General features: G+C 69.2%; 24 protein-coding genes and 1 pseudogene. 11 read left to right on the top strand and 14 right to left on the bottom strand.

Annotated features, from left to right (window positions below):
* Positions 1-88 precede the first annotated feature (88 nt).
* Complete coding sequence (locus G6N37_RS15415; protein WP_163681597.1) at positions 89-2,017, top strand: acyl-CoA dehydrogenase family protein; 1,929 nt, start codon at positions 89-91, stop codon at positions 2,015-2,017.
* Between the two features lie 28 nt (positions 2,018-2,045).
* Entirely contained in the window at positions 2,046-3,050 is a 1,005-nt protein-coding gene (locus G6N37_RS15410) for a glutathione S-transferase family protein (protein ID WP_163681595.1), read from the top strand.
* A gap of 18 nt (positions 3,051-3,068) precedes the next feature.
* On the opposite strand, the gene G6N37_RS15405 is transcribed toward G6N37_RS15410, so the two are convergent.
* Both G6N37_RS15405 and G6N37_RS15400 read right to left on the bottom strand, forming a co-directional pair.
* Positions 3,069-3,557, bottom strand: coding sequence for a DUF2771 domain-containing protein (locus G6N37_RS15405; RefSeq protein ID WP_163681593.1), 489 nt, complete (start codon positions 3,555-3,557; stop codon positions 3,069-3,071).
* Positions 3,554-5,206, bottom strand: a complete 1,653-nt coding sequence (locus G6N37_RS15400; protein WP_163685082.1) for an MFS transporter — start codon at positions 5,204-5,206, stop codon at positions 3,554-3,556. The genes G6N37_RS15405 and G6N37_RS15400 overlap by 4 nt, the downstream gene beginning before the upstream one ends.
* Before the next feature lie 130 nt (positions 5,207-5,336).
* Here G6N37_RS15400 and G6N37_RS15395 point away from each other — a divergent pair.
* Positions 5,337-6,119, top strand: a pseudogene (locus tag G6N37_RS15395) (DUF3027 domain-containing protein); the annotation flags it as partial.
* A gap of 233 nt (positions 6,120-6,352) precedes the next feature.
* Here G6N37_RS15395 and G6N37_RS15390 read toward each other — a convergent pair.
* Complete coding sequence (locus G6N37_RS15390) at positions 6,353-6,808, bottom strand: SRPBCC family protein (RefSeq protein ID WP_163681589.1); 456 nt, start codon at positions 6,806-6,808, stop codon at positions 6,353-6,355.
* A gap of 31 nt (positions 6,809-6,839) precedes the next feature.
* Complete coding sequence (locus G6N37_RS15385) at positions 6,840-7,115, bottom strand: DUF2530 domain-containing protein (RefSeq protein WP_163681587.1); 276 nt, start codon at positions 7,113-7,115, stop codon at positions 6,840-6,842.
* Between the two features lie 194 nt (positions 7,116-7,309).
* Between G6N37_RS15385 and G6N37_RS15380 the strand changes: the two genes are divergently transcribed.
* The 3 genes from G6N37_RS15380 to G6N37_RS15370 are packed head-to-tail and all read left to right on the top strand — an operon-like array spanning position 7,310 to position 8,885.
* Positions 7,310-7,741: an Rv0880 family HTH-type transcriptional regulator gene (locus G6N37_RS15380; RefSeq protein WP_163681585.1), complete on the top strand. Its 432-nt coding sequence runs from the start codon at positions 7,310-7,312 to the stop codon at positions 7,739-7,741.
* Positions 7,738-8,616, top strand: coding sequence for a TrmH family RNA methyltransferase (locus tag G6N37_RS15375; RefSeq protein WP_163681582.1), 879 nt, complete (start codon positions 7,738-7,740; stop codon positions 8,614-8,616). Before G6N37_RS15380 ends, G6N37_RS15375 begins: the two co-directional genes overlap by 4 nt.
* Positions 8,613-8,885, top strand: a complete 273-nt coding sequence (locus G6N37_RS15370) for a DUF2537 domain-containing protein (RefSeq protein WP_163681580.1) — start codon at positions 8,613-8,615, stop codon at positions 8,883-8,885. The genes G6N37_RS15375 and G6N37_RS15370 overlap by 4 nt, the downstream gene beginning before the upstream one ends.
* A gap of 26 nt (positions 8,886-8,911) precedes the next feature.
* Here the strand turns inward: G6N37_RS15370 and sepH are convergent, their stop codons facing one another.
* A complete protein-coding gene (gene sepH, locus G6N37_RS15365) occupies positions 8,912-9,688 on the bottom strand; it encodes a septation protein SepH (RefSeq protein WP_163681579.1) in 777 nt (258 codons plus the stop codon).
* A 118-nt stretch (positions 9,689-9,806) separates the two neighbouring features.
* Positions 9,807-10,925 carry a phosphoserine transaminase gene (serC, locus tag G6N37_RS15360; protein WP_163681577.1) on the bottom strand — a complete coding sequence of 373 codons (1,119 nt, stop codon included), beginning with the start codon at positions 10,923-10,925 and terminating at the stop codon, positions 9,807-9,809.
* Positions 10,926-11,169: 244 nt separating this feature from the next.
* On the opposite strand from serC, the gene G6N37_RS15355 reads away from it, so the two are divergent.
* Positions 11,170-12,195, top strand: a complete 1,026-nt coding sequence (locus tag G6N37_RS15355; protein WP_163681575.1) for an AurF N-oxygenase family protein — start codon at positions 11,170-11,172, stop codon at positions 12,193-12,195.
* Positions 12,196-12,215: 20 nt separating this feature from the next.
* Positions 12,216-13,913, top strand: coding sequence for a 4Fe-4S binding protein (locus G6N37_RS15350; protein WP_163681573.1), 1,698 nt, complete (start codon positions 12,216-12,218; stop codon positions 13,911-13,913).
* Here the strand turns inward: G6N37_RS15350 and G6N37_RS15345 are convergent.
* Together G6N37_RS15345 and G6N37_RS15340 are read right to left on the bottom strand one after the other, a co-directional pair.
* Positions 13,910-14,368 carry a VOC family protein gene (locus G6N37_RS15345; protein WP_163681571.1) on the bottom strand — a complete coding sequence of 153 codons (459 nt, stop codon included), beginning with the start codon at positions 14,366-14,368 and terminating at the stop codon, positions 13,910-13,912. The genes G6N37_RS15350 and G6N37_RS15345 overlap by 4 nt on opposite strands.
* 132 nt (positions 14,369-14,500) lie before the next feature.
* The gene (locus tag G6N37_RS15340) at positions 14,501-15,622 is read right to left on the bottom strand and encodes a citrate synthase 2 (protein ID WP_163681568.1); all 1,122 of its coding nucleotides are present in this window, start codon (positions 15,620-15,622) and stop codon (positions 14,501-14,503) included.
* Between the two features lie 71 nt (positions 15,623-15,693).
* On the opposite strand from G6N37_RS15340, the gene pdxH reads away from it, so the two are divergent.
* Together pdxH and G6N37_RS15330 are read left to right on the top strand one after the other, a co-directional pair.
* Positions 15,694-16,353 (top strand): pyridoxamine 5'-phosphate oxidase, encoded by a 660-nt coding sequence (gene pdxH / locus G6N37_RS15335; RefSeq protein WP_163681566.1) that lies wholly within the window; start codon positions 15,694-15,696, stop codon positions 16,351-16,353.
* 129 nt (positions 16,354-16,482) lie between these two features.
* Entirely contained in the window at positions 16,483-17,775 is a 1,293-nt protein-coding gene (locus tag G6N37_RS15330) for a citrate synthase (protein WP_163681564.1), read from the top strand.
* 217 nt (positions 17,776-17,992) lie between these two features.
* Here G6N37_RS15330 and G6N37_RS15320 read toward each other — a convergent pair whose 3' ends face one another.
* From G6N37_RS15320 to G6N37_RS15300, 5 genes are all read right to left on the bottom strand, one after another.
* Positions 17,993-19,567, bottom strand: a complete 1,575-nt coding sequence (locus tag G6N37_RS15320; RefSeq protein ID WP_163685080.1) for a phytoene desaturase family protein — start codon at positions 19,565-19,567, stop codon at positions 17,993-17,995.
* Positions 19,564-19,827 (bottom strand): DUF2630 family protein, encoded by a 264-nt coding sequence (locus tag G6N37_RS15315; RefSeq protein WP_083167449.1) that lies wholly within the window; start codon positions 19,825-19,827, stop codon positions 19,564-19,566. The genes G6N37_RS15320 and G6N37_RS15315 overlap by 4 nt, the downstream gene beginning before the upstream one ends.
* Positions 19,828-19,891: 64 nt before the next feature.
* Entirely contained in the window at positions 19,892-21,232 is a 1,341-nt protein-coding gene (locus G6N37_RS15310; RefSeq protein WP_163681555.1) for a HAMP domain-containing sensor histidine kinase, read from the bottom strand.
* A gap of 14 nt (positions 21,233-21,246) precedes the next feature.
* Positions 21,247-21,957, bottom strand: a complete 711-nt coding sequence (gene prrA / locus G6N37_RS15305) for a two-component system response regulator PrrA (protein ID WP_090418020.1) — start codon at positions 21,955-21,957, stop codon at positions 21,247-21,249.
* Between the two features lie 209 nt (positions 21,958-22,166).
* Entirely contained in the window at positions 22,167-23,309 is a 1,143-nt protein-coding gene (locus tag G6N37_RS15300) for an FAD-dependent oxidoreductase (protein ID WP_163681553.1), read from the bottom strand.
* Between the two features lie 102 nt (positions 23,310-23,411).
* On the opposite strand from G6N37_RS15300, the gene G6N37_RS15295 reads away from it, so the two are divergent.
* On the top strand, positions 23,412-23,963 hold the full coding sequence (locus tag G6N37_RS15295) for a TetR/AcrR family transcriptional regulator (RefSeq protein ID WP_163681551.1): 552 nt from the start codon (positions 23,412-23,414) through the stop codon (positions 23,961-23,963).
* A gap of 42 nt (positions 23,964-24,005) precedes the next feature.
* Here the strand turns inward: G6N37_RS15295 and G6N37_RS15290 are convergent, their stop codons facing one another.
* Complete coding sequence (locus G6N37_RS15290) at positions 24,006-25,478, bottom strand: acetyl-coenzyme A carboxylase carboxyl transferase subunits beta/alpha (protein ID WP_163681549.1); 1,473 nt, start codon at positions 25,476-25,478, stop codon at positions 24,006-24,008.
* Positions 25,479-25,499 lie beyond the last annotated feature (21 nt).

Genomic DNA, 25,499 nt, shown 5'->3' with positions numbered 1-25,499 from the left:
GAGTGCCGCCCGCCCGCAGGAGGGGGTGAGGAAGTGCCGGTCACGGGGTACTCCCACCTCGCCACAGTCGTCGAGCGAGGAGGCTGCGATGGCACAGCAAGCGCACGTCACCGAGGAGCAAGCCAGGGCACTGGCCGAGGAGTCTCGCGAAACCGGTTGGGATAAACCATCCTTCGCGAAGGAGCTGTTCCTTGGTCGTTTTCCGTTGGAGCTCATCCACCCGTTTCCCAAACCGTCCGATGCTGACGAGGCGCGCACCCGCGCGTTTCTCGGCAAATTGCGCGACTTCCTTGGCGGCGTCGATGGCAGCGTCATCGAACGCGACGCCCGAATTCCCGACGAGTATGTGAAGGGTCTGGCCGAGCTGGGTTGTTTCGGCATGAAAATCCCGTCGGAATACGGCGGCCTGAACATGTCGCAAGTGGCCTACAACCGGGCGCTGATGATGGTTTCCTCCGTTCATCCCAGCCTCGGTGCGCTGTTGTCGGCCCATCAGTCGATCGGGGTGCCGGAGCCGCTCAAACTCGCCGGAACCCCGGAGCAGAAGAAGAAGTTCTTGCCCCGGTGCGCCGCGGGCGCCATCTCGGCGTTTCTGCTGACCGAACCGGACGTCGGCTCCGATCCGGCCCGGCTGGCCTCGACCGCGACACCCGTCGAAGACGGAACGGCCTACGAGCTCGACGGCGTGAAGTTGTGGACCACCAACGGCGTGGTCGCCGAACTGCTGGTCGTGATGGCCCGAGTGCCCCGCAGCGATGGGCACCGCGGCGGCATCAGCGCGTTCGTCGTCGAGGCCGACTCACCCGGGATCACCGTGGAGCGCCGCAACACATTCATGGGGTTGCGCGGCATCGAGAACGGGGTGACCAGGCTGCACCGCGTTCGGGTGCCCAGCGAAAACCTGATCGGCCGCGAGGGCGACGGTTTGAAGATCGCGCTGACCACGCTCAACGCCGGGCGGCTGTCGATTCCCGCGAACGCGACCGGTTCGTCGAAGTGGGGCCTGAAGGTGGCACGCGAGTGGTCGGGGGAGCGTGTGCAATGGGGCAAGCCGCTGGCCGAGCACGAAGCGGTGGCCCGCAATATCTCGTTCATCGCGGCGACCAACTACGCGCTCGACGCGGTACTCGAACTGTCCGGGCAGATGGCCGACGAAGGGCGCAACGACATCCGGATCGAGGCGGCGTTGGCCAAGCTGTGGTCCAGCGAGATGGCGTGCATCATCGCCGACGAGGTCATGCAGATCCGCGGCGGCCGCGGTTATGAGACGGCGGAGTCCCTGGCCGCGCGCGGCGAACGCGCCGTGCCGGTCGAACAGGTATCGCGGGACCTGCGGATCAATCGCATCTTCGAAGGATCCAGCGAGATCATGAGGCTGCTCATCGCCCGGGAGGCGGTCGATGCCCACCTGTCCGCGGCCGGTGACCTCGCCAAGCCGGACGCCGGGTTGCGGCAGAAGGCCGCCGCGGCGGTCGGGGCCAGCGGATTCTACGCAAAGTGGTTGCCGCAGCTCGTTTTTGGAGAAGGGCAGCGACCCAGGGCTTACAGCGAGTTCGGACCGCTGGCGTCGCACCTGCGGTTCGTGGAACGCTCCAGCCGCAAGCTGGCCCGCAACACCTTCTACGGGATGGCGCGCTGGCAGGCCAAATTGGAGCAGCGTCAGGGGTTCCTCGGGCGCATCGTCGACATCGGTGCCGAGCTGTTCGCGATGTCCGCGGCCTGTGTGCGGGCCGAGGCCCAGCGCGCCGTGGACCCGGCGGTCGGTCAACAGGTCTACGAGCTGGCCGATACGTTTTGCCGGCAGGCCACCCTGCGGGTCGAGGGGCTGTTCGAGGCGTTGTGGACCAATACCGACAGCTGCGACGTCCGGCTGACCCGCGAGGTGATGCAGGGCCGTTACGCTTGGCTCGAGGAAGGCATCATCGACCAGTCGGAGGGCACCGGCCCGTGGATCGCCCATTGGGAGCAGGGCGCCTCCACCGAGACGAATCTGGCTCGGCGATTTCTGAGTTCCTAGCCGACGTTTTTAGCGAAACACGGGAGATATGGCCACCTACGTTGCCGGGGCGGGTGAATTCACCCGCGACACCAACTACATCACCACCCGCATCACCGCCGACGGGCGAGACGGCTATCCCGTTGAGCCCGGCCGTTATCGGCTGATAGTCGCCCGAGCGTGCCCCTGGGCCAACCGCGCCATCATCGTGCGACGATTGCTGGGGCTGGAACACGTTCTCTCCATTGGGTTTTGCGGTCCGACCCACGACGAGCGCAGTTGGACGTTCGATCTCGATCCGGGCGGTGTCGACCCGGTGCTGAAAATCCCCCGGTTGCAGGACGCATACTTCAAGCGCTTCCCCGACTATCCCAAAGGCATCACCGTCCCCGCGATCGTGGATGTGCCGACGGGGGCGGTGGTCACCAACGATTTCGCCCAGATGACCCTGGATCTCTCCACCGAGTGGACGGCCTACCACCGCGACGGCGCACCGGACCTATACCCCGAGGGGCTGCGCGCCGAGATCGACGAGGTGAACAAACGGGTCTACACCGAGATCAACAACGGGGTGTATCGGTGTGGTTTTGCCGGCTCGCAGCAGGCCTACGAGGCGGCCTACGACCGGTTGTTCACCGCGCTGGATTGGGTAAGTGATCGCCTGGCCAGTCAGCGATATCTGGTGGGCGACACCATAACCGAGGCCGACGTGCGACTGTTCACCACGCTGGCCCGCTTCGATCCCGTCTATCACGGGCATTTCAAGTGCAACCGCAGCAAGCTGAGCGAGATGCCGGTGTTGTGGGCGTATGCGCGCGACCTGTTCCAGACGCCCGGATTCGGCGACACCATCGACTTCGTCCAGATCAAGCAGCACTACTACATCGTGCACTCCGACATCAACCCCACCGGCATCGTGCCCAAGGGGCCGGACCTAGCGGGTTGGCTGTCACCGCATGGTCGGGAGGACTTGGGCGGCAAGCCTTTCGGCGACGGAACGCCGCCCGGCCCGCCGGTCGAAGGGGAGCGGGTGCCCGCCGGGCACGGCGCCTGACTCGTGGGCGGCCAGCGCTCAATAGGTCAGGCGCACTGACCATTCCGCGTGCGGCACATCGCGCAGTTCCCCGCCGGGGTCCATCACGAGCGTCAGCAACTGCACGACAATCCCGACCAGGCGCCCACGCTGTGGGTCGACGGGGGGAATGGTCACCGCGAACCGGGTGTTCGGCCGAAAGATGGTGCTGGTGGTGTTGGTTGGGTCCTCGTATACCTGCAGGAGCCGCCAGGGTGCCCGGTAGATCGCGTCGGGCACCGAGAGCTGCACGGGGTAGCGCTCGCTGACCTTCAGCTCGCCCTGGGCTTGAGGCGTGTCGCAGTCGTCGAGGTTGAGGACGCTGCAGTAGAGGTAGGGCCCCACCCTGGCGAGGTGGCCGTGCGAATACGCGCTGATCTCGGGGCGCTGCGGGCCGGACGGGCGCACCAGCAGCCAGGTGCCGACACCGACGGCCACGCACGCCACAGTCACCAGGCCGGCGAGCAGCACGGCCACACCGCGTTTCACTCGGGCACCACCGCCGGGCTGCCGCGGCGCGCGCCCTCCTGCTCGACCATGACGGGGCGGTTACCGCCGAGGCCGGGGATCAGCGAATTCCCTTGATAGCTGACGAGTGTCTGCGCCAACCCGAGGATCAGCAGCGCGGTGACCGTGGTGAAGCCGACCCACAATTCGGTGTAGACCAACACGCCGACCGCGCCGCCGAGCACCCAGGCCAACTGCAGCGTCGACTCCGAACGCCCGAAACCCGAGGCCCGCGATTCCTCGGGCAGGTCGTTCTGCAACGAGGCGTCCAGCGAGGCCTTCGCGATGGCACTGGAGCCCGACGTGACCAGGGTGGCAATCACGGCCGCCGCCAGGGTTCCCGCGACCGAGGCCGCCAGCGCGACCGCGGAGACCGCCAGCGTGCAGCGCACCACCAACACGGCCGGCCTACCCAGCTGCGAGCGTGCGGCGGCGAAGTTGCCGGCGAAATTGCCGATGCCGGCCGCCGCGCCGATCATTCCGAGCATGCCCAACTGAACCCAGCCGCTGGCCTGGTGCGCCTTGGCGACGAACGCCGGGTACAGGAACAGGAAGCCGACCATGACCTTGATGGTGCAGTTGCCCCACAACGCGGTGATGATGTTGCGGCCCAGCGGTTGTCGCAGCGTTCCGCCGACCTTCTTGACTTCGCTGGGCCAGTGCCGGCGATGCGGTTCGCTGTCCTGGCGGTAGCTCAACGTGGCCGGCACCTCGCCCGCCGTCACCTCGACCCAGCGCGGAATCCGCATGGACAGCGAGGCCCCCACGATCGTGACCGCGATGACGACGAACAATGCGCCCGGCAGCTTGAACAGGTGGGTGCAGACGAACTCAACGCCCGCCGCCACCGCCCCGCCGGCGATGGTGCCGCCGAGAAGGCCGAACACGGTCAACCGGGAGTTCACCCGCACCAGGTCGATGGTCGGCGGCATGACCCGCGGCGTCACCGCGCTGCGCAGCACGCTGAACGACTTCGAGAACACCATCATGGCCAGCGCGCACGGATAAAGCACCCACGACGGATAGCTCCCCGTGGCGCCGTCGTAGTTCATGATCAGCAGCAGAGCCAACCCCGTCCGCAGGGCGAACGACGCGGCGAGCGCGACGCGCCGGCCGTGCTGCAACCGGTCCAGCGCTGGGCCGATGAGCGGCGCGATGACCGCGAACGGCGCGATGGTGATCAGCAGATACAACGCGACTCGGCCCTTGCTTTCCCCGGTGGCCGCCGCGAAGAAGAGCGTGTTGGCCAGTGCGACCGCCATCGCGGCGTCCACCGCGAAGTTGGCCACCACCGGCCACGTCAGCGCGGTCAGACCGGACTTGTCGGCGCCGTCGGCGGTGGCGGCGCGTTGCACCATCCAGTACATCCGCGAACCCATCTCGCGGCTGCGTTGCGCGGCGGCGCGGGTGACGGTGATGCGTTCGCCCGTGGGGGCGGTGCGTGGGGGTGTGCTGTCGCTTCGATCCGGCTCCGGCTGATGACCGATGGGCGGCAGGTAGCGGTTGGCGCTCGGCATCGGCGGCGGGCGGCGCGACCGGCGGTAATCGGCGTCGTCGGCGGGGTAATTGGCCATGCCCGGGTGTTGTTTGCCCGCTCCGTTGCGGGGCCGGCGACCCGGACTGGAGGCCACGCGGCCCGGATCGTCACGCCGCCGTCCAGACACGTTCCGATTCTCCCCTATGCCGACGACATGCGTCTGCAGGTAACGGGGCGTGGCTCGCCAACCTAGTATTGGAAACGCAATGCAGGAAGGGGACAGGGTGACCGGGCCCATCGAGGAATCCGCCGTGGCGACCGTGGCCGAGTGGCCTGAGGGGTTGGCCGCCGTGCTCACGGGCGCGTTGGACCAGGCCAGGGCCGCCGTCGTGGAGTTCAGCGGGGCAGAGGCGGTCGGCGACTACCTGGGCGTCAGCTACGAGGATTCGGCCGCTGCCACGCACCGGTTCCTGGCGCATTTGCCCGGCTATCAGGGCTGGCAATGGGCCGTCGTCGTCGCCGCGCATCCCGGCGCCGACCACGCCACGGTCAGCGAAGTGGTGCTGATCCCGGGCCCGACGGCGTTGCTCGCGCCGCAGTGGGTCCCGTGGGACCAGCGGGTCCGCCCTGGGGACTTGAGCCCGGGGGACCTGCTCGCCCCCGCGGCCGACGACCCGCGGTTGGTTCCCGGCTACCTGGCCACCGGTGACGCACAGGTCGACGAGACCGCCGTGGAGATCGGGCTGGGCCGGCGGTGGGTGATGAGCGCCTGGGGCCGTGCGGAGGCTGCCGAGCGATGGCACACCGGCGATCACGGCCCCGATTCGCCGATGGCGCGCTCCACCAAGCGGGTGTGCCGCGACTGCGGTTTCTTCCTGCCGTTGGCGGGCTCGCTCGGCGCGATGTTCGGGGTGTGCGGCAACGTGCTGTCGGCCGACGGTCAGGTCGTCGACAAGCAGTACGGTTGCGGCGCGCATTCGGATACGCCGGCTCCGGCGGGAACCGGTTCGCCCGTGTACGAGCCGTACGACGATGGCGTGCTCGACGTCGTCGAGGCGCCGACCGAGGTGGCCGAGGCGATCGCGCCGGCCGAGGAGGAACCCGCCGTGGTGACTGAGGCGCCCGAGCCGGCCGAGCCGGACGTGCGCTCGCAGATCGAGCCCGAGGTGGAGGCATCGGCGCCCGAGGCACAGGAGGCCCAGCCCGAGCAGGCCGAGCAGCCCGAGGCGTCGGAGGCTCAGGCCGAGCAGGCCGAGCAGCCCGAGGCGTCGGAGGCTCAGCCCGAGCAGCCCGAGGCGGACTAGCTCTTTTCGGCGGCCGCCTTGATCCTGGCGAGCGAGGTGTTCATGCCTTCGACCAACTCGCGCTCGAAGTTGGTGGTCCCGCCGAACAGTGTGTTCACCGACAGGTTCGAGAAGGCGGTCACGCCGTTCTCGGCGTGACGGCTCTCGATCACCCGGGTGCCGGCGCCGGTGGGCTGGAGCTCGTAGCTCCAGATGGTGTGGTTGACGTCGACGCGAAACGCGAGCTTGGTCTCCGGGATCACCTCGACGACGGTGCAAGTGGTCGGCCAGAACATCCGCTTACGGCGATTGATGTTGAGGCTGCGCATGCCCTGGCGCAGCGGCCCGAAGGTCTTCATCCAACGGCATTGCGGGCTCCACTCCGGCATCCGCCGAAGATCGGATATCAGCCCCCACACCGTGGAAACCGGTGCGTCGATATCGATTTGCGCTTGCAGTAGCGGGGCTACCATCGGTCCTCCCGGTTCGTGATGGGTGCGAGAACTAGCCGTGGTCGAGATAGTTGTCGAGTCCGGTCTGTGCGCCGCGCTCGCCGCGGCGGGCCGCGGCGAGCTGGAACACGAAGATGCCCGTCCCGAGCACGCCCACTCCGAGCCCGGCCAGCGTCAGCGGACGCCAGCTGTGCAGGGCCGGCACCAAGAATGCGGCGGCCGCCGCCGCCAGCCAGCCGAGTGCGCCGAGGGCGATGAAGGGCCATGCGTTGAGCAGCGCGGGTGGCAGCGGCGGCGCCTCGCGGTTCTGGCCGGTTTCGTCGGACATCGCGATTAACATAGCCCCCGCCCCGCGCGGGCGCCCTGCCGCCCACCCGCGCCTGGTGACCGAAATGCCTGGCAGCGCGGTTTCCGGTCCAAAAATCGGTTCGGAGATCGTCGGTCCATGCGGCCTCGCGGACCAAAGGCCGTCGTTCACCGGTTCGTATCCCGATTGCTTGAGCTTCCGTGTAACCTCGCGCCATGCCTGACAGCGATGCGCGGCTGGCGAGCGACCTGTCGCTGGCGGTCATGCGGCTGGCCCGCCAACTCCGGTTCCGGAACCCGTCATCGCCGGTGTCGCTGTCCCAGCTGTCGGCGCTGGCGATGCTTGCCAACGAGGGTCCGATGACGCCCGGCGCGCTGGCGATCCGCGAACGGGTCAGGCCGCCGTCGATGACCCGGGTGATCGCGTCACTGGCCGACATGGGCCTGGTGGACCGCGCCCCGCATCCCGTCGACGGCCGGCAGGTGCTGGTCTCGGTGTCGCAGTCCGGCGCCGAGCTCGTCAAGGCGACGCGGCGGGCTCGTCAGGAATGGTTGGCCAAACGGCTGGCGACGCTGGACAGCGAACAGCGTGACACTCTGCGCAACGCGGCCGACCTGATGCTGGCCCTGGTCGACGAAAGCCCGTGAGCGATGCAACCGCTGGCCCGAACGTTCAGGACGTCGACGATCCCGACGACCCCCGGCTCGACGATTTCCGGGACCTGAACAGCGTCGATCGCCGCCCCGATCTGCCGACCGGCAAAGGCCTGGTGATAGCCGAAGGGGTGCTCGTCGTCCAGCGCATGCTCGCATCGCGGTTCACCCCGCACGCCCTGCTGGGCACCGATCGCCGGCTCGGCGAGCTCGCGGACGACCTGGCCGGTAATCCCGTGCCGTTCTATCGGGCCTCCGCGGACGTGATGGCGCGCGTGGTGGGCTTTCACCTCAATCGTGGTGTGCTGGCGGCCGCCCGCCGCGTGCCGGAGCCCAGCGTCGCCGAACTGGTCGAAGGCGCCCGGACCGTCGCGGTGCTCGAGGGCGTCAACGATCACGAGAACCTGGGCTCGGTCTTCCGCAACGCCGCCGGACTGGGTGTCGACGCTGTGGTGTTCGGCAGCGGCTGCGCCGACCCGCTGTACCGTCGCGCCGTCCGGGTCTCCATGGGCCACGCCTTGCTGGTCCCGTATGCCCGGGCGAGCGACTGGCCCGCCGATCTGAAACTGTTGAAAGAGAACGGATTCCGGCTTCTCGCGATGACCCCGCAGGGCGATGCCTGCACCCTGGCGGAAGCCATGGCGGCCGCTGGCGACGAACGTGTCGCGGTGGTCGTGGGCGCCGAGGGGCCTGGGCTGACGCCGGCGACGCTGCGCATGAGCGACGTGCGGGTGCGCATCCCGATGTCGCGCGGAACCGACTCCCTGAACGTCGCCACGGCGGCCGCTTTGGCGTTCTACGAACGGGGCCGCTCGGCGACCATGCGGTCCGCGGAGTGGCCCGGCAATCAGGTTAGGCTCGGCGGGTGACCGACGATTCCCCGCCCTGGGCAACGGGTTTGACGGTCGCCGGGTTCGTCGCCGCAGTGACCGGGGCCGCCATCGTGGTGCTCAGTCTGGGGCTTATCCGGGTGCATCCGCTGCTGGCGGTCGGGCTCAACATCGTTGCGGCAGGCGGGCTGGCGCCGACGCTGTGGGGTTGGCGGCACAAGCCGGTGCTGCGCTGGTTCCTGCTGGGCGCGGGAATCGGTGTCGCGGGGGCGTGGCTGACGCTGCTCGCGATGACGGTTGCGCGGTAGCGCCGTGGCGGGTCGCCACCATCGTCCTAGCGCTGTCCGCCCGAGCGCACCCCGAGCAGCACGTCTTCCCAAGCCGGGATCACGGGCTTGCCGCGCCGGGTGTGCACCGGCGGCTCCTGCGGCGCCGGCTCCTCTTGCGGAGCGGCGGCGGCAGCGGGCTTCACCGGCTCCTCGAAGTCGACGTGGGCGACCCGCGCGAGCGGGCGTAGCGGACGGTCGAAGTTCGGGTCGACCAATTCCTTGGCCGCGTCGTCGATCGCCGTGACCGTTCCGCCGTGCGCGCCGGGGGCGAAGCAGAAGTGCGCGATGTTGTCGGACCGGCCGGCCTTCCAGGCGAGCTGCACGGTCCAGCGGCTGTCTTCGTTGCGCCAAGCATCCCAGCTGAGCCGGTCGGGTTCCAGGCCGCGCGTCACCAGGGCCGCGCTCACGGTTTCGAGCAGGCTGAGCACCGCGGGTCCGTCGGCGAGTACCGGGTGGGCCGCGGTTGCCAACTCCGCGGCGCGAGCGCGCTCCAGCAGCACCGGGTGCGCGAAGCGGCGGACCCGCGAGACGTCGGAGCCCGACGCCGCGGCCACCTGTTCCACGGACGCGCCGGCGCGGATCCTGGCCTGAATCTCTTTGGGGCTCAGCATGTTGGTGACCTGGATGTCGAGCGGCGGTTGCTCAGGCGGCACGATCTCGCCGCGCACGACGGCCTTCAGCTGATCGTCGACCGCGAGCTTGAAGGTTTCGACGGGATCGCCGGCCTCACAGATGACGTGTTTGCCGCCGGCATCGACCCCAACCATTTTGAGTTCCCGCATGGCTTCTCCTCGCAGGCTCCGTGCAGGTCGACGGACCCGTCACGTGCGCACTCTAGTGCAGCTAACACCGATAACCTGTGCTGACACGCTGGGCGGTTGCGTGCTGATTGCGAGGGGGTTACAGGCGCTCGACCACCCAGTCGACGCATTGCGTCAGGGCGCTGACGTCGTCGGGGTCGACCGCCGGGAACATCCCGACCCGCAGCTGGTTGCGCCCGAGTTTGCGGTACGGCTCGACGTCGACGATGCCGTTGGCCCGCAAAGTCTTCGCAACGGCCGCGGCGTCGACGTCGTCGACGAAATCGATGGTGCCGACTACCTGGGAACGCAAGGCCGGATCGGCGACGAACGGCGTGGTGTAGGTCCGCTCCTGCGCCCAGGAGTACAGCCGCTGCGACGAGTCGGCCGTGCGCTTGACGGCCCACTCCAGCCCGCCGTTGCCCAGCATCCAGTCGATCTGCTCGGCCATCAACGCCAGCGTGCCGACCGCCGGGGTGTTGTACGTCTGGTTCTTCAGGCTGTTGTCGACGGCGATCGGCAGCGACAGGAAGTCGGGAACCCAGCGGCCCGACGCGGCGATGGACTCGACTCGCGCCAGCGCGGCCGGGCTCATGATGGCGAACCACAGGCCGCCGTCGCTGGCGAAGTTCTTCTGCGGCGAGAAGTAGTAGGCATCGGTCTCGGTGATCTCCACCGGCAGTCCGCCCGCGCCGGAGGTGGCGTCGATGACGACCAGGGCGTCGCCCGCGCCGGCCGGACGCCGGATGGGCACCGCCACCCCGGTCGACGTCTCGTTGTGCGCCCAGGCGATCACATCGACCGAGGGATCGCTCTGCGGCTCCGGTGCGCCGCCGGCTTCCGCCTTGATGACGATCGGGTCGCCGACGAACGGGTTGTTGGCGACGGCCGAGGCGAACTTCGCGCTGAACTCGCCGAAGGACAGGTGCAGCGAGCGCTTTTCGATCAACCCGAACGCCGCGGCGTCCCAGAACGCCGTCGCGCCGCCGTTGCCCAGGATGACCTCGTAACCGTCCGGCACGGAGAACAGCTCGGCCAGCCCCGCCCGGACCCGGCCCACCAGGTTTTTGACGGGCGCCTGCCGGTGCGACGTGCCGAACAGCGGGGCCGCGGTGGTCGTCAGCGCCTGCAACTGTTCGGGCCGGACCTTGGAAGGGCCGCATCCGAAGCGGCCGTCGCGGGGTTTGATGTCAGCGGGAACCTCGAGCTGGTCAGCCATGCTCATCAGGGTAGTGAGCCGATGTGACCGGCGACGCGGCGGTCCGATGGTGCGGGCCCGTGACCCGCGCAAAACGCCTGGCCGTGCCGCCGCGGTGTTTCACGCACTGTGAGGCAGGGCACACCACAAGCCTGACCACTGGTCAGGACACAGTGTCCGCGGGGGGTCTAGAAGATATCCGGTACCTGCGGTACTGTCTGGACACAGCACGTCCAAATGTAAACCTCGCTGGGGAGGCTTGGATATGGCCAGGACACGCATGGTTCGGCGCTGGCGCCGCAATATGGAAGTGCGCGACGACACCGAATACGTCAACACGCTTGCCACACTGTCCGAGGGGTCGGTGCGGCGAAACTTCAACCCGTACACCGACATCGACTGGGACGCACCGGAATTCGCTGTCACACAGAACGATCCGCGGTGGATTTTGCCGGCGACCGACCCGTTGGGGCGCCACCCCTGGTACCTGGCACAGCCCGACGAACGCAAGATCAAGATCGGGATGTGGCGCCAGGCCAACGTCGCCAAGGTCGGCCTGCACTTCGAGTCGATCCTGATCCGCGGGCTGATGAACTACACGTTCTGGGTGCCGAACGGCTCCCCGGAATACCGGTACTGCCTGCACGAATCGGTCGAAGAGTGCAACCACACCATGATGTTCCAGGAGATGGTGAACCGCGTCGGCGCCGACGTGCCGGGCATGCCGCGGACGCTCAAGTGGCTCTCGCCGCTGGTTCCACTGGTGGCCGGCCCGCTGCCGGTGGCGTTCTTCATCGGGGTGCTCGCCGGCGAGGAACCCATCGACCACACACAGAAAAACATTCTCCGCGAAGGGAAGTCGCTGCACCCGATCATGGAGCGGGTGATGGCCATTCACGTGGCCGAAGAGGCGCGACACATCTCGTTTGCCCACGAGTTCCTGCGTAGGCGGGTGCCGCAGCTGACCAAGCGGCAAAGGTTCTGGACGGCGCTGTATCTGCCGCTGACGATGAAGATGCTGTGCCGGGCCATTGTGGTGCCACCCAAGGCGTTCTGGCAGGAGTTCGACATCCCGCGTGACGTCAAGAAGGAGCTGTTCTTCCGGTCGCCGGAATCACGAAAGTGGTTGAGCGACATGTTCGCCGACGTCCGGATGCTGGCCCACGACACCGGCCTGATGGAGACGCGCTCGGCGCGGCTCATGTGGCGGCTCTGCAAAATCGACGGCAAGCCGTCGCGCTACCGCAGCGAGCCGCAGCGCCAGCACCTGGCCGCGGCGCCGGCCGCCTAGGACCGCACGGGTAATCGCCTATGCCGCACGTTATTACCCAGTCGTGCTGTAACGACGGGTCCTGTGTTTTCGCGTGCCCGGTGAACTGCATTCACCCCACGCCCGACGAGCCCGGCTTCGCCACCTCGGAAATGCTCTACATCGATCCGGTTGCCTGCGTGGACTGCGGTGCGTGCGTGAGCGCCTGCCCCGTCGGCGCGATCGCGCCGGACACCCGGCTGGATACCAAGCAGCTGCCGTTCGTCGAGATCAACGCGTCCTTCTACCCGCCGCGGCCGGCCGGTGAGAAGTTGCCCCCGACGTCGAAGCTGGCCCCGGTGATTCCGGCCGCGCAGGTACGGGCGGGCCGTCGGCCGCTGACCGTGGCCATCGTGGGATCCGGGCCGGCGGCGATGTATGCCGCCGACGAGCTGCTCACCCAGGATCGAGTGCGGGTCAACGTCTTTGAGAAGCTGCCCACTCCCTACGGGCTGGTGCGCGCAGGGGTGGCTCCCGATCATCAGAACACCAAACGGGTCACCCGGCTGTTCGATCGGGTCGCCGGTGATCGCCGATTCCGCTTCTACCTCAACGTCGAGGTCGGTACCCACCTCAGTCACGCCGATCTGCTGGCCCACCACCACGCCGTGGTGTACGCCGTCGGCACCCCCGATGACCGCCGCCTGGAGATCGAGGGCATGGGCCTGCCGGGCACCGGAACCGCTACCGAACTAGTCGCGTGGATCAACGGCCATCCCGACTTCGCCGATGTCCCAGTCGATCTCGGCCAAGAGCGGGTGGTGATCATCGGCAACGGAAACGTCGCACTGGATGTGGCCCGTGTGCTCACCGCCAATCCTGACGACCTGGCCCGCACCGACATCTCCGATCGTGCCCTGGCGGCGATACGAGCCTCCGCGGTCCGTGAAGTGGTGGTCGCCGCGCGGCGCGGCCCCGCCCAGTCGGCATTCACGCTGCCCGAACTGATCGGACTCACGGGCTCGTCCGACGTCGTGCTCAGCGCGGCCGACCACCAACTGGTCGCGGCCGATCTCGCGACCGTCACGGACAGCCTGACCAAGCGCAAGCTGGACATCCTGAGCACACTCGGTGACGATGCGGCACCGGCCCGACACGGTGGACGCCCGCGAGTCAGGTTGGCCTATCAGCTCACCCCCAACCGTGTGCTGGGTGAGCACCGCGCCACCGGCGTGGAGTTCACCCGCACCGGCACCGACGAGCTGTGCCAACTGAGCGCGGGCCTGGTGTTGACGTCAATTGGATACCGCGGCAAGCCGATTCGCGACCTGCCGTTCGACGACTCGGCGGCCGTCGTCCCCAACGACGGTGGCCGCGTCGTCGATCCCGACTCAGGGGTGCCGGTGTCAGGTGCCTACGTCGCGGGCTGGATCAAGCGGGGGCCGAGCGGGTTCATCGGCACCAACAAGTCGTGTTCGTTGCAGACCGTGCACGCCCTGGTAGCGGATTTCAACGCCGGCGAGCTGAGCGACCCGGTGGCCGGACCGGACGCGTTGGCCGAGCTGGTGCGGGCCCGGCAGCCCGACGCCGTCGATGCCCGCGGCTGGCAGGCCATCGACGCCGCCGAGCTCGCGCGCGGCGGCGCCGACGGGCGGCCGAGGAGCAAATTCACCCAGGTCGCCGACATGCTGGCCGCAGCTGCCGCCGCCGCGCCGGCACCGCCGGCGCGGCGGGGGCTGCTGGACCGGCTGCTCGGCTAACCCGCGCCCTGCCCTGCCATCGCGGCCTGGATCTCGTCGTAGCCGACCTCGCGGACCGGCTGGCCCATCGACCAGTGGTGGCCGAACGGGTCGGCGACCACACCGTAGCGGTCGCCCCAGAACTGATCGTCCAACGGGGCGACCACGGTGGCGCCCGCGTCCAGCGCGCGCTGGAACTTGGCGTCGACGTCGGTGACGGTCAGGTGAATCGTCACCGGGGTGCCGCCGAGTGACGTCGGTGTCATCGACTTGCCGCCGCACATCTCGGGGAAATCGTCGTTGAGCATGACCAGAAAGCCGTTGATGCGCAGCGCGGCGTGGACGAGCTTTCCGTCTGGGCGCGGCACGCGCCCCAGCTCCTCGGCGCCAAACGCCTTGACGTAGAAGTCGATCGCTGCGGCGGCGTCATCCACCACAAGGTGCGGGGACAGGGCCGGTTCGACGGTGATCGCCATTGTGATTCTCCTTGCTGTCGGTCTCCCAGGCCCGCCCGGGACGGGCAGGCTCGCGAGTTATGACTTCCCCCGCGACACAAACTCATCGCGGCGACATCATTTAATCGCCGGGCACCGACAACTGGGGCCGCCTCAGGCGTGGGTGAGGCTGCGGTCCCAACCTTCGACGGACTCCGGGCTGCGCGGACCCGGTCCCACATAGATCGCCGACGGACGCACCAGCTTGCCGAGCCGCTTCTGCTCGAGGATGTGCGCACACCAGCCCGCGGTGCGCCCGCAGGTGAACATCGCCGGCATCATGTTGGCCGGCACTTGGGCGAAGTCCAGGATCACCGCCGCCCAGAACTCGACGTTGGTCTCGATGGCGCGGTCCGGGCGGCGCTCGCGCAGCTCGGCCAGGGCGGCCTGCTCCAGCGCGACCGCGACCTCGTGGCGCGGCGCCCCCAGCCGCTCGGCGGTCGCGCGCAGCACGCGCGCCCGCGGGTCCTCTGCGCGGTAGACACGGTGCCCGAAGCCCATCAGCTTGTCGCCGCTGTCCAGGATCTTCTTGACCAGACCGCGGGCGTCACCGGTGCGCTCGACCTCTTCGATCATCGGCAGGACCCGCGCAGGCGCTCCACCGTGCAGCGGCCCGCTCATCGCCCCGATCGCCCCGGACAACGCCGCGGCTACGTCGGCGCCGGTCGAGGCGATCACCCGCGCGGTGAACGTGGACGCGTTCATCCCGTGCTCGGCGGCCGAGACCCAGTAGGCGTCGATCGCCTCGACGTGCCTCGGGTCCGGCTCGCCCTGCCAGCGGGTCATGAAACGAGCTGTGACGGTGTCGCATTCGTCGATCACCCGCTGCGGGACAGCGGGCTGGTAAATGCCGCGGGCGGACTGCGCCACGTAGGACAGGGCCATCACCGAGGCCCGGGCCAGCTGGTCGCGGGCGGTGGCGTCGTCGGTGTCGAGCAGGGGCCGGTACCCCCAGATCGGCGCCAGCATCGCCAGGCCCGCCTGCACGTCCACCCGCACGTCGCCAGTGTGGATGGGGAGCGGGAACGGCTCGGCCGGCGGCAGGCCGTGGCCGAACTTGCCGTCGACGAGCAGACCCCAGACGTCACCGAAGGTGACCTGCTGATCCACCAGGTCCTGTATGTCGACGCCGCGGTAGCGCAGCGCGCCGCCGTCTTTATCCGGTTCGGCGATCTCGGTGGTGAAGGCGACGACGCCTTCGAGGCCGGGGACGAAGTCTTCGGGGACCACAGTCATAGGAAAATTCTCGCACCCCACTCTCGGGCCGACGCTACCGGCCGGTAGCAAGCCCCGGTAGCGTTGGCGCGATGGCAGGACCAGACTCCGAACGCCTACAGCGCATGCGCGTGGAATACGGGTCGGCGGAAAAGGACGGCAGTCCCGATCTCGACACCGATTGGCTCGACGACGGTTGGGTTGCCTTGTTGCGCAACTGGATCGACGACGCTGAGCGGGCCGGCGTCGCCGAGCCCAACGCCATGGTGCTGGCCACCGTCGCCGACGGCAGGCCGACCAGCCGGACGGTGTTGTGCAAGAGCGTGGACGCGTCCGGGATCACATTTTTCACCAACTATGACTCGGCCAAGGGCGCCGAGCTGGCGGCGACGCCGTACGCGTCGGTGACGTTCCCCTGGTATCAGCTGGGCCGGCAGGTTCACCTTCGCGGTCCGGTGACCAAGGTCACGCCGGAGGCCACCGAGGACTACTGGTCCAAGCGGCCGCGCGGCTCTCAACTGGGCGCGTGGGCGTCGCACCAGTCCCGTCCGATCGCGTCGCGCGCGGCGTTGCTCGACCAGCTCGCAGAGGTGACCGCGCGCTTCGCCGACCGCGAGCGCGTGCCGGTGCCACCGGGTTGGGGCGGCTATCTCCTTGCTCCGGAGTCGGTCGAATTCTGGCAAGGCCGGGAGAACCGCTTGCATAACCGGATCCGGGTCACCGGCGGCCGGATCGAGCGGCTCCAGCCCTAGCCGACCCCGCGGGTCGCTGCGACGCGACGGAGCCGACCCCGGGCAGGCACGCGAACGCAACAACGACTACCTTCACCTATAAGCACCTAGTCAGGGCAGCCATACCAGCCAGAGCGCAAAGGGGTTCTCGTGGCCGACACCGACGACACCGCAACTCTGAAGTACCCAGGGGGCGAGATCGACCTGGAGATCGTTCGCGCCACCGAGGGCGCTGACGGGATCGCGCTCGGTTCGCTATTGTCCAAGACCGGGCACACCACGTTCGACAACGGCTTCGTCAACACCGCCGCCTGCAAGAGCGCCATCACCTACATCGACGGCGACGCCGGCATTCTGCGCTACCGCGGCTACCCGATCGAGCAGCTTGCCGAGAAGTCGACCTTCATCGAGGTGAGCTACCTACTGATCTACGGCGAGCTGCCGGACAAGGACCAGCTCGCGGAGTTCACCAAGCGGATCCAGCTGCACACCATGCTGCACGAGGACCTGAAGCGCTTCTTCGACGGCTTCCCGCGCAATGCGCACCCCATGCCGGTGCTCTCCAGCGTGGTGAACGCGTTGAGTGCCTACTATCCCGACGCCCTCGACCCGATGGACAACGCCCAGGTCGAGCTGTCGACCATCCGCCTGCTGGCCAAGTTGCCCACCATCGCCGCGTACGCCTACAAGAAGTCCGTCGGCCAGCCGTTCCTCTATCCGGACAACTCGCAGTCGCTGGTGGAGAACTTCCTCCGGATGACGTTCGGGCTGCCCGCCGAGCCCTACCAGGCCGACCCCGAGGTGGTGCGGGCGCTGGACATGCTGCTCATCCTGCACGCCGACCACGAGCAGAACTGCTCGACGTCGACGGTCCGGTTGGTGGGGTCGTCGCGCGCCAACCTGTTCACCTCGATCTCCGGTGGCATCAACGCGCTCTGGGGGCCGCTGCACGGCGGCGCCAACCAGGCGGTGCTCGAGATGCTCGAGCAGATCCGCGAAAGTGGCGATGACGTCAGCGAGTTCGTCCGCAAGGTGAAGAACCGCGAAGAGGGCGTCAAGCTGATGGGCTTCGGCCACCGCGTCTACAAGAACTACGACCCGCGGGCACGGATCGTCAAGGAACAGGCCGACAAGATTCTGGCCAAGCTCGGCGGCGACCCGCTGCTGGAGATCGCCAAGGAGCTCGAAGAGGCGGCGCTCACCGACGACTACTTCATCGAGCGCAAGCTCTACCCCAACGTGGACTTCTACACCGGGTTGATCTACCGGGCCCTCGGCTTCCCGGTCCGGATGTTCACCGTGCTGTTCGCGCTGGGCCGGCTGCCGGGCTGGATCGCGCACTGGCGGGAGATGCACGACGAGGGTGACAGCAAGATCGGCCGCCCGCGCCAGATCTACACCGGCTACACCGAACGCGACTACACGACCATCGACGCGCGGTAGTGGCGATCGCGAGCGCGGCGTAGCCGGGCGAAGCGGGTCGCCACCGTCGGGCTAGTGGCGATCGCGAGCGCGGCGTAGCCGGGCGAAGCGGGTCGCCACCGTCGGGTTAGTGGCGATCGCGAGCGCGGCGTAGCCGGGCGAAGCGGGTCGCCACCGTCGGGTTAGTGGCGATCGCGAGCGCGGCGCCAGCCGGGCGAAGCGGGTCGCCACCGATTGGCTAACCGAGCGACGCCAGCACCGCCATGGCGGCGTTGTGCCCGCCGATGCCCGACACCCCGCCGCCGCGGCGGGCGCCCGAGCCGCACAGCATGATCCGCTCGTGCGCGGTGGCCACCCCCCATTGCCGCGCCGGGGTGTCCAGCGGGTCGTCGTCCTCGGCGAAGGGCCACGACAAGCCGCCGTGGAAGATGTTGCCCGCCGTCATCCCCAGTGTGCGGTGCAAGTCCAGGGTCGTGGTCGTCTCGATGCACGGCCGGCCGTGGGCGTCGCTCATCAAGACGTCCTGAATCGGTTCGGCCAGAACGGAATCCAGCGACGCCAGCACCGCATCGGACAGCCGGTCCCGCAGGGCGCCGGAGTAGCTGCCGTCGAACAGCGAGTGCGGCGTGTGCAAACCGAACACGGTCATCGTGTGCGCCCCCGCATCACGCAGTCCGGCCGACAAGATGCTCGGGTCGGTCAGCGAATGGCAGTACGCCTCGCACGGCAGGGGAGTGGGCACTTCGCCGGCGGCCGCCCGCGAATATGCGGTATCCAGTTGCGTCCATGCCTCGTTGACGTGAAACGTCCCGGCGAAGGCCTGTTCGGGGGTGACGCTGTCGTCGCGTAACCGGGGTAGGCGCCGCAGCACCATGTTCACTTTGACCTGTGCGCCCTGAGCGGGTGGCGCGGTTCGTTCGCCCAGTAGGCCGGCCAGTGCCGCCGGCGTGACACCCGCGAGGACGAACCGGGCGCGGAGCAGGTGCTCCTTGTTGCCGGCGCGATAGCGCACGACGCCGTCCGGCTCGACGGCGTAAACCTCTGCGCCGGTATTGATTTGGGCACCGTGACCGGCGGCGGCCGCTGCGAGGGCCGCCGTCAGCGCGCCCATCCCGCCGACGGGAACGTCCCAGTCGCCCGTCCCGCCGCCGAGCAGGTGATACAGGAAGCAGACATTTTGGATCAGCGACGGGTCGCCGAGGCGCGCGAACGTTCCGATCAGCGCGTCGGTCGCGATCACCCCGCGCACCACGTCGTTGCCGACGGCGGCGGTGATGGCATTTCCGATCGGCTCGTCGATCAGGGCGCGCCACGCGGCCGCCGCCTGGTGATCACCGCTTCCCAGGACGTGCCGGCGGGTCTGCTCGCGGGTGCGCAGCGGTTCCAGCAGCGTCGGCCACAGCCGTTGGGTCACCAGCCGGCAGCGTCGATAGAAGGCGGCGAACGCCGGCTCATCGGGGCCGGCGCCGATCGCGGCGAACGTGGCACCGTCCGCCCCGATCAGCAGCCCGCGGCGGCCCTCGGTGGCCGGGTCGGGCGTGTAGGAGGAATACCGGCGTCGGGCCAGCCGTACGGCGGCGCCCAGGTCCTCGACGATGCGGGGCGGCAACAAGCTGACCAGATAGGAGTACCGCGAGAGCCGCACCCCGACACCCTCGAAGGCCTGCGCCGAGATTGCGGCGCCGCCGACGTGTCCCAGCCGCTCCAGCAAGCGCACCCGCATGCCCGCCCGCGCCAGGTAAGCCGCCGCGACCAGGCCGTTGTGACCGCCACCGATGACGACGACGTCGACGTCTCCCGATTGGGGGCTCAGCTCAGGTAACCCTCGACCTCGTCGGGCGGGCGCACCTCGGCCTCGCGCGGGTCGCCGCCGGTCTCGCGCAACGCCCGCCGTTGCCGCAGCAGGTCCCAACACTGGTCGAGCTCGACCTCCAGCCGGCGCAGGCGATCATGCTCGTCCGATTCGGAGATGTCGCCCTGTTGTAGCTGCGCCCGCAGGGCTTTCTCCTCGGCGACCAGGTCGCGGATGTGTGCCAGGGTGTCGCTGTCGGTCGGTTTCTTGCCGTTGCCCATCGCTCCAGTGTGCCCGACCCGGCGGCGGCCGAAGCCCTGGGCGCCGTCGCCCCGGCACCCGCCGCTAGCTCGGTCCGGGGAGGCGCAGCACCAGTCGCGCGCCACCCAGCGGACTGCTTTCCAGTGCAGCGGTCCCGCGATGCAAGTGGGCCTGTTGGGCCACCAAGGCCAGCCCCAACCCCGACCCCGAATGCGAGGCGGTCGACCCGCGGGAGAACCGCTCGAACACCACGTCGCGTTCGTCCTCGGGCACGCCGCTGCCGTTGTCGTCGATGGCGATCTCCACCCCGGCGCGCGAGCTGACCGCCGAGAGCTGCACGCGGGTGGCACCACCGTGCTTGACGGCGTTGGCGATCGCGTTGTCCACCGCCAGGCGCAACCCGGCCGGTAACCCGACGATGATGCACGTCGGCGACGGCACCAGCGACACGTCGAGGTCGGGGTAGATGCGCATCGCGTCGTGGGCGGCGCGGTCGAGCAGCTCGGTGATGTCGACCGGCACGTGATCGTCGGACGTCGACAGTTCGCCCTGGGCCAGCCGCTCGAGGGCGCTCAGGGTGGCCTCGATCCGCGACTGGGTGCGGATGACGTCGCTCAGCACCTCTTTGCGTTGGTCGTCGGTCATGTCCAGGGTGGACAGCACCTCGAGGTTGGTGCGCATCGCGGTCAACGGCGTGCGCAGCTCGTGCGAGGACACGGCGGCGAAGTCGCGGGCCGAAGCGAGCGCCTCCTTGGTCCGGTTCTGCTCGTTCCAGATGCGCTGCAGCATGCCCCGCATGGCTTCGGCGATCTCGACGGCCTCGGTGGCGCCGTGTACCTCCACGCGCGGCGCCTCGTCGCCGGCGTCGATCGACCGGGTCTGCTGCGCGAGCTGTTTGAAGGGCCGCACGGCGAAAGCGGCCAACAACCAGGCGAACACCGCCGCCGCGACGATGGCGAAGCTGCAGATCAGCAGCACCCGGCGGTGCAGGTTGTTGGTCTCGGCGAGGGTCGCGTCGTACGTCGCGCCGACGGCCAGCGACGTGGGCTCTGGCGCGGGAATCTCCACCGTCCGCACCCGGTATCGCACGCCTTTGACATAGGCGTCGGCGTAGTCGACGCCCAGCTGGGGCAGCGTCACGTCGGAGTTCGACTTGACCAGGTCGCCCCGGCGGATCGTCATGATGGCGTCGTTGTCGTTGGGGGAGCGCGGAATCTCGTCGAGACCGCGCGGCAGGAAGGGGATCGCGAATCCCGCGGCCTCGTCGAGCCGGCGGTCCAGCCGCTCCTTGCGGTCGTTGGTGATGCCCACCCAGACGACGACGCCGACGATGAGCACGGGAATTGCGGCGCCGATGACCGTCGCGACCACAACCCGGGCCCGTAGCGAGGGCGTACGCGTCAAAATTCGGGACAGAACATTCATGGCCGCTCGACTGGCTACTGCATGCGCAGTACGAACCCAACTCCTCGGACGGTGTGCAGCAGCCGGGGACCGCCATTGGCCTCCAGCTTGCGGCGCAGGTACCCGATGAACACGTCGACGACGTTGGTGTCGGCGGCGAAGTCGTAGCCCCACACCAGCTCCAAGAGCTGCGCGCGGGACAGCACCGCGGTCTTGTGCTCGGCCAGCACCGCCAGCAGGTCGAACTCCCGCTTGGTCAGGTCGACGTCGACGCCGTTGACCCGGGCCCGCCGGCCGGGGATGTCCACCTCCAGCGGGCCCACGGTGATGGTTTCCGAGGAGGAGGTCGCGGTCGCGCCGCGGCGGCGCAGCAGCGCCTTCACCCGCGCGACGAGCTCGGCCAACACAAAGGGTTTGACCAGGTAGTCGTCGGCGCCGGCCTCGAGGCCGGCCACCCGGTCGTCGACCGAGCTGCGCGCGGACAGCACGCAGACCGGGACGTCGTTGTCCATGGCCCGCAGCGCCGTCACGACGCTGACGCCGTCCAGCACGGGCATGTTGATGTCGAGCACGATCGCATCCGGCCGGGTCTCGGTGGCGCTGCGCAAGGCTTCCGCGCCGTCGACCGCGGTCGACACCTCGAATCCGGACAGCCGCAGGCCGCGTTCCAGCGAGGCGAGCACGTCGGAGTCGTCGTCGACGACCAAGACGCGGGGTGAGGTCCCAGCAGTGTCCATGCCGCCCATTTTGCCTGATTGCCGATCGCGGCGGCGCCGTGGCCGGGCCGCCGGTGCCCAAAAGGTTACGTTTTCGACGCTGCGCCGCGACTGGCCGGTGATGTCCTCTGGTCGGCACCGAAACATGTTGCGGGGGTTTGCTATTCGCGTCCGCTGGGGCGCGGTGTCAGGCGAGGGGCGTTAGCGGGCCCGGCGGTTCCGTTGGCGCCGCGCGGCTTTCATCGCTCCGTTGCGAGCCCGCTCAACCGCACGGCCAGCTGCCGTCGCACCGCTGGAACCTCGGCGGCCAGGCGCATTCCCGTGTTGCGCAGGGGGCGCAGCGGACGCGGCAGCGTCGCGACCCGGGTCAGCCGTCCGGTCAGTTGTAGCACCCGCTCGGCGCGTCGGCGCTGCGTGGCGCTGTAGGCGTCCAGCGCGGCGTCCGGGCCGCCCTGCAGGACCTCGGCGAGCGCATCGGCCAGCGCCACCGCGTCGGTGATCCCGAGGTTCATGCCCTGGCCCCCGGCCGGGCTGTGCACATGGGCCGCGTCGCCGGCCAGCAACAATCGGCCCGCCCGGTAGCTGTCGGCGACGCGGTGATGGATGTGGAACCGCGACCCCCACACCAGCTCGGTGACGACCGTCCGCCCCGGCCCGAAGCCCCGGGTGTCCAGCAGCGCCTGCACGAACTGCGCCGACGGCAGCTGCGGCGCGTCGGCGGTCGGCGCGACGACGCGGAAGAGGTCGCCGGGCAGCGGCGCCAGCACCGTCAGTCCGTCTTTGGCGTAGAACAGGATCACCTCGTCGCGGGGCGCCTCGCCGGTCACCCGCACGTCGGCGAGCGTGAAGGACTCGGCGAATTCCCCACCGGCGAAGCCGATTCCGGCTTCGGCACGAACGGTGCTGTGCATGCCATCCGCCCCGACGGCGTAGCGGGCCCTGACGGTGTCGTTGTCGTCGAACGTGGCGGTCACACCGCTGGCGTCCTGGGTGATGTGGCGCAGCGCCTTGGGGCGCACCACGTCACCGCCCAGCTCCTGGAGTCGCTCGAGCAGCAGGCGCTCCGTGTCGGCCTGGGAGAGCATCAGGGTGTACGGATGCTCCGTCGGGAGCTCGCTGAAGTCGACGGGGAACAGGATGCGCTCGCCCTCCCGCATGGTGAATCGCGGCGCGATCAGGCCCGCCTTGACCATGCGCCGGGCCACATCGAGCTCTCCGAGCACCTCGAGGGTGCGGGCGTTGACGGCGGCGGCGCGCGAGGTGTTGGCGCCTTCCGCCACCTGGTCGACCAGAGTCACGCGAATCCCGCGGACGAGCAGCGCGGCGGCGAGCGTGAGGCCGGTAGGGCCTGCGCCGACCACCAGGACGTCGGTGTCTTTCATGGCGGGCTCCTCTCTAAGGGGTTAGTCAACGCTTGTTGGCATAACTCCATGCTGGCGCGCCGCTTGCACTATGTCAACAGTTGTTGGCCTACAATTGTTGACATGAGGCGATCATCGGACGAAACCAAGGCGGCGATCCTGGCGGCGGCCCGCGAGCGGTTCGGCGCGGTCGGGTTCCAGGGGGCGACGATCCGGGCCATCGCCGCGGACGCGGGGATCGACCCGGCGATGGTCATGCGGTACTACGGCAGCAAGGACAAGTTGTTCGCCGCGGCGGCCGAGTTCGACCTCCGGTTTCCCGACTTCGCCGCGACGGACCCGACGCAGGTCGGACGGTCGCTGGTGCGGCACTTTCTCGAACGCTGGGAGGGCGACGAGGCGCTGGTGATCCTGCTGCGGTCCAGCGCCACCAACGGCGAAGCCGCACAACGGATGCACGAGATTTTCGGGAACCAGATCCGGCCGCTGGTGAGCTCGCTCGTGCCCGCGGCGGAAGTCGGTGTGCGCGCCGGCCTCATTGCCACGCAGATCCTGGGAATGGCGTTGTGCCGCTTCGTGTTACGTCTTCCTCCGGTCGTAGAGATGACCCGCGACGAGATCGTCGACTGGCTCGGCCCGACCATTCAGCGCTACCTCGGGCTGCCGCAGGGATGACTCGCGAGAGATAAACCGCGGTCACGTTTTACGGCGTGGAGCTCAGGGCACGCCGATGCGCCGGTAGCGCTGCAACCGGGTGGCCAGCCGCTCGCCGGCGGGCAGCGCGCGCAGCCCGTGCACCTCGGCCGCGATGGCGCGCGAGAGTCGCTGGCAGAACTCGACCGGTTCGTCGGCCGCGTCGGGATGCTCCGGCACGATGGCGTCGACGATGCCCGACGCCAGCAGGTCCGCCGACCGGATGCCCTGTGTCGCAGCGAGTTCGGCGGCGTGCGCGGTGTCGCGGAAGACGATCGCGCTCGCGCCTTCCGGCGGGAGCGGAGCCAGCCACCCGTGCAGCGCGCACAGCACCCGGTCGGCGGGCACCATCGCCAGCGCGGGCCCGCCGCTGCCCTGGCCGAGCAGCACCGAGACCGTCGGGGTGTCCAGGGTCACCAGCTCGGCCAGGCACCGGGCGATCTGTCCGGCGAGCCCGCCCTGTTCGGCCTCGGCCGACAGCGCGGGGCCCGCGGTGTCGATCACCAGCACCAAGGGCAGCCGCAGCTCGGCCGCCAGCGCCATGCCCCGCCGGGCCTCGCGCAGCGACGCGGGGCCCACCATCCCGCCCGTCACCCGCTGCTGCCCGAGCACCACCGCGGGCTGGCCGGCGAAGCGGGCCAGCGCCAGCAGGGTGGTCGCCGCATCTCCGTGCCCGGTCCCCGACAACAGCACCCGGTCGGTGGTGCCGTGGCGCAGCAACAGCCCGACACCGGGCCGGTCCGGGCGTCGCGACGCCACCACCGAGTCCCACGCCGGGACGTCGGGTACCGGTTCGGGCGGGGCCGCCGGGGGCAGGGGCCCGGGCGGGTCGGCGATGACCGTGAGCGCGCGGTCGAGCATCCGCCGCAGCCCCTCGAGCGGAACGACGTCGTCGAGCACGCCGTGGCGCCGCAGGTTCTCGGCCGTCTGGACTCCTTCGGGGAAGGGTTCGCCGTAGAGCAGCTGGTACACCCGGGGCCCGAGGAAGCCGATGAGGGCGTCCGGCTCGGCGACCGTCACGTGGCCCAGCGATCCCCATGACGCGAACACCCCGCCGGTCGTCGGGTTGCGCAGGTAGACGAGGTAGGGCAGGTGGGCCTGCGTGTGCAGCCGGACGGCGGCGGCGATCTTCACCATCTGCAGGAAGGCGACCGTGCCCTCCTGCATGCGGGTGCCGCCGGAGCTCGGCGAGGCCAGCAGCGGCAGGCGCTCGGCGGTCGCCCGCCGCACCGCCGCGGTGATCCGTTCGGCGGCCGCCACCCCGATCGAGCCGCCCAGGAAGCCGAACTCGCAGACCACCACCGCCACCCGGCGCCCGACGATGCGGCCCTCGCCGGTCAGCACCGATTCGTCCAGGCCGGTGGCCGCCCGCGCGGCGGCCAGCTCCCGGGAATATTCCTCGCCGACCGGCACGGCGACCGGCTCGCTGTCCCATCGGATGAAGGAGCCCTCGTCCAGCACCGCGTCGCGCAGCTGAGCAGCCGTAATACGACTCACGACACGAGGCTATATAGGGTG

The sequence above is a fragment of the Mycobacterium seoulense genome (genome assembly GCF_010731595.1).
In the GTDB taxonomy this organism is placed as follows: domain Bacteria; phylum Actinomycetota; class Actinomycetes; order Mycobacteriales; family Mycobacteriaceae; genus Mycobacterium; species Mycobacterium seoulense.
The sequence above is the reverse complement of the archived record's forward strand: the minus strand, read 5'-3'. Positions and strand labels throughout refer to the sequence as shown.

What these genes read in the sequence shown, in the direction of transcription:
- G6N37_RS15300 (WP_163681553.1), bottom strand. Translation starts at nt 23,309, where the DNA reads ATGAAAGACACCGACGTCCTGGTGGTCGGCGCAGGCCCTACCGGCCTC.
- serC (WP_163681577.1), bottom strand. Translation starts at nt 10,925, where the DNA reads ATGGCTGACCAGCTCGAGGTTCCCGCTGACATCAAACCCCGCGACGGC.
- G6N37_RS15315 (WP_083167449.1), bottom strand. Translation starts at nt 19,827, where the DNA reads ATGGGCAACGGCAAGAAACCGACCGACAGCGACACCCTGGCACACATC.
- pdxH (WP_163681566.1), top strand. Translation starts at nt 15,694, where the DNA reads ATGGCAGGACCAGACTCCGAACGCCTACAGCGCATGCGCGTGGAATAC.
- G6N37_RS15350 (WP_163681573.1), top strand. Translation starts at nt 12,216, where the DNA reads ATGCCGCACGTTATTACCCAGTCGTGCTGTAACGACGGGTCCTGTGTT.
- G6N37_RS15380 (WP_163681585.1), top strand. Translation starts at nt 7,310, where the DNA reads ATGCCTGACAGCGATGCGCGGCTGGCGAGCGACCTGTCGCTGGCGGTC.
- G6N37_RS15410 (WP_163681595.1), top strand. Translation starts at nt 2,046, where the DNA reads ATGGCCACCTACGTTGCCGGGGCGGGTGAATTCACCCGCGACACCAAC.
- G6N37_RS15345 (WP_163681571.1), bottom strand. Translation starts at nt 14,368, where the DNA reads ATGGCGATCACCGTCGAACCGGCCCTGTCCCCGCACCTTGTGGTGGAT.
- G6N37_RS15415 (WP_163681597.1), top strand. Translation starts at nt 89, where the DNA reads ATGGCACAGCAAGCGCACGTCACCGAGGAGCAAGCCAGGGCACTGGCC.
- G6N37_RS15390 (WP_163681589.1), bottom strand. Translation starts at nt 6,808, where the DNA reads ATGGTAGCCCCGCTACTGCAAGCGCAAATCGATATCGACGCACCGGTT.
- prrA (WP_090418020.1), bottom strand. Translation starts at nt 21,957, where the DNA reads ATGGGCGGCATGGACACTGCTGGGACCTCACCCCGCGTCTTGGTCGTC.
- G6N37_RS15310 (WP_163681555.1), bottom strand. Translation starts at nt 21,232, where the DNA reads ATGAATGTTCTGTCCCGAATTTTGACGCGTACGCCCTCGCTACGGGCC.
- sepH (WP_163681579.1), bottom strand. Translation starts at nt 9,688, where the DNA reads ATGCGGGAACTCAAAATGGTTGGGGTCGATGCCGGCGGCAAACACGTC.
- G6N37_RS15385 (WP_163681587.1), bottom strand. Translation starts at nt 7,115, where the DNA reads ATGTCCGACGAAACCGGCCAGAACCGCGAGGCGCCGCCGCTGCCACCC.
- G6N37_RS15355 (WP_163681575.1), top strand. Translation starts at nt 11,170, where the DNA reads ATGGCCAGGACACGCATGGTTCGGCGCTGGCGCCGCAATATGGAAGTG.
- G6N37_RS15295 (WP_163681551.1), top strand. Translation starts at nt 23,412, where the DNA reads ATGAGGCGATCATCGGACGAAACCAAGGCGGCGATCCTGGCGGCGGCC.
- G6N37_RS15340 (WP_163681568.1), bottom strand. Translation starts at nt 15,622, where the DNA reads ATGACTGTGGTCCCCGAAGACTTCGTCCCCGGCCTCGAAGGCGTCGTC.